Raw genomic sequence first — 2,684 nt, forward strand, 5'->3', positions numbered from 1 at the left:
AGCCGGGCGGCGGGGAGCCCGAGGTGCGGCTGCCGGGCGCCTCGGTGCGGATAGGGCCCGGGCCGCGCGCCGACCAGACCGGCAGCGTCGCCCCCGCCGTCCCGGCGACCGGCACGGACTGGGTCCGCCGGACCGGGGCCGCGCCCGTACCGCGTCCCGGGCAGCCGTCCCGGGGGGCGCCCGCCGCGCGCTGGCGGCCCTGGCGGTTCCGGATGTCCAACGACGTCTGGGGCACCCCGGTGGTCGCGGACGGCACGCTGTTCGTCTCCAGCTTCGAGGTGCACGCGCTCGACATCGCCTCCGGCGAGCGCCGCTACAAGACCCGGGACGTGGCCTGGGCGCTGGCCGTGGACTCGGGGCGGGTGCACGCGGCCGACGGCCCGCACCTGTACACCGTCGACGTCGCGGACGGCACCGAGCGCTGGCGCAGTTCGCTGGACGGCTGGATCTTCTCGCTGGACGCCGCCGACGGGGTGCTCTGCTGCGGGATCAGGGGCGGCGGGGTGCAGCTGCGTTCGGCGGCCAGCGGCGCCGAGCTGTGGCGGGCCGACGACGCCCAGCAGGACTACGAGAACCCGCAGTCCGGGCCGGCCCTGGTCGGCGGCGCCGCGTACTACCACGGCGCCGGCCGGCTGCGCTGCGTGGACCCGCGCGGCGGCGGGCTGCGCTGGTCCTTCCAGCTGGGCGAGGAGGTGCCCTCCCGCCCGGTCGGGCGCGCCGGGGTGGTGTACGCGACGGCGGGCACCCGGGTGCACGCGCTGGACGCGGCGACCGGTGCGGAGCGCTGGCGTTTCGACGCGCCGGTGGTGCTGTTCACCCCGCCCGCGGTGGACGACGGGGCGGTCTACGTCGCCGACTACCTGGGGACGCTGTACGCGCTGGACGCCGCCACCGGCCGGGAGCGCTGGCGCGGCCGGACCGCGCCCCGGCAGGGGGCCGAGCCGGTGGTGCTGGCCGACGACACCGCCCTGCTCGGCTCGGGCGACACGCTGTTCGCCTTCGACACCGCCTCGGGGCGGGAGCGCTGGCGCTACGCGGCGCGCGGCGAGATCGTCGGCCTGCCGGCGGTCGCCGACGGGCTGGTGCACCTCGGCAGCAAGGACCACTCGCTGCACACCGTGGACCTGGCGACCGGCCGGCTGCGCTGGGAGCTGGGCACCAAGGGCGAGCTGACCGGTTCCCCGGTGGCGGTCGGCGGCCGGGTCTTCGTCGGCAGCAAGGACCGCTGCGTGTACGCGCTCGACTCGTACTACGGGACGGCGGTGCCGTAGGCCCGGCGGTGGTGTCGGGCGGCGGCCCGGCCGGACGGGCGGGGGCGGGTGGTCAGGCCCGGCGGGCCTGCGGGTGGCGGGCGCACCAGCCGTCCCAGGCGGAGGCGACCATCGACTCGACCTCGTGCCGGGCCGACCAGCCGAGCTCCTGGTGGATCAGGTCGGCGGCGGCCACCACCCGGGCCGGGTCGCCCGCCCTGCGCGGGGTGATCTCGGGGGTGGTGTCGTAGCCGGTGACCCGGCCGATCACGGCGAGCATCTCCTGGACCGACACGCCCTCGCCGCGGCCGATGTTGAGGGTCAGGTTGACCTGTCCGGCGGCGGCGTCGAGCCGCTTGACGGCGGCCACGTGGGCCGAGGCGATGTCCTCGACGTGGATGAAGTCGCGGACGCAGCTGCCGTCCGGGGTGGGGTAGTCGTCGCCGAAGACGAGCGGGGCGCGGCCGGCGGTCAGCCGCTCGAAGACCATCGGGACCAGGTTGGTGACGCCCTCGTCGGACAGCTCGGGGGAGGCCGCGCCGGCCACGTTGAAGTAGCGCAGCGACACGGTGGACAGGCCGTGCGCCTTGGCGGCGGCGTTGATCAGCCACTCGCCGACCAGCTTGGTCTCGCCGTACGGGTTGATCGGCGCGCAGGGGGTGTCCTCGGTGACCAGGTCGACGTCCGGCATCCCGTAGACGGCGGCCGAGGAGGAGAACAGCACCCGCCCGACGCCGGCTGCGACGGCCGCGTCCAGCACCACCCGCAGGCCCTCGACGTTCTCCTGGTAGTAGCGCAGCGGCTCGGCGACCGATTCGCCGACCTGCTTCTTGGCCGCGATGTGCAGCACGCCGGTGACGCCGTGCTCGCGGATCGCGCGGTCGACGGCGGCCCGGTCGAGGGTCGAGCCGACCACCAGCGGCACCCCGGCGGGCAGCCGCCCGGCGGCACCGCTGCTGAGATCGTCCAGGACGACGACCTGCTCGCCGGCCGCGGCCAGCTGCTGTGTGACATGCCCGCCGATGTAGCCGGCCCCGCCTGTGATCAACCAAGTCATGCACCGAATCCTATGGCGGCGCGCCGCCCCGATGAACCGGACATAAAGGTGAAATGCTGACAAAGGTCGGTCCGTTCGCGGCCCTTGAGGGGCCGGGAGCCCGCTGCCGACCGTGTACGCACGAACCGGAGGACGTCCAGGTGCGCCCCAAGAAGGTCCCGACCCGGCCGATCCCGGCCGGACCCCGCCCGACCGGCCCCAAGGCCCGGCTGCTGCCCGCCGTCCTGCTGACCCTGGCTGCCCTGGTGCTGACCGGCTGCTCCGGCGGCTCCTCGTCCTCGTCCGCCGCCGCGTCCTCCTCGGGGGCGCTGCCCTCCCCGTCCTCGTCCGCGGCCAACCAGCTGGAGAGCGACTACCAGCGGGTGATCGCGACCGTC

The 2,684-nt window shown here is 75.6% G+C and carries 2 protein-coding genes and 1 pseudogene; 2 read left to right on the plus strand and 1 reads right to left on the minus strand.

Annotation, left to right across the window (positions count from 1 at the left end; genetic code table 11):
- Nucleotides 1–1,271: PQQ-binding-like beta-propeller repeat protein (locus AA75_RS22830; protein WP_033822055.1), on the plus strand; the 1,271-nt coding region annotated here is incomplete at its 5' end.
- 52 nt (nucleotides 1,272–1,323) lie between these two features.
- On the opposite strand, the gene galE is transcribed toward AA75_RS22830, so the two are convergent.
- Nucleotides 1,324–2,307, minus strand: a complete 984-nt coding sequence (galE, locus tag AA75_RS22835) for a UDP-glucose 4-epimerase GalE (protein ID WP_033822056.1) — start codon at nucleotides 2,305–2,307, stop codon at nucleotides 1,324–1,326.
- A gap of 140 nt (nucleotides 2,308–2,447) precedes the next feature.
- Between galE and AA75_RS22840 the strand changes: the two are divergent.
- Nucleotides 2,448–2,684: pseudogene (locus AA75_RS22840) on the plus strand (signal protein PDZ); the annotation flags it as partial.

The sequence above is a fragment of the Kitasatospora sp. MBT63 genome, assembly GCF_000710465.2.
Lineage (GTDB): Bacteria > Actinomycetota > Actinomycetes > Streptomycetales > Streptomycetaceae > Kitasatospora.

Bases quoted from the DNA above. Each gene is read 5' to 3' on its own strand.
- galE (WP_033822056.1), bottom strand. From the start codon at position 2,307: ATGACTTGGTTGATCACAGGCGGGGCCGGCTACATCGGCGGGCATGTC.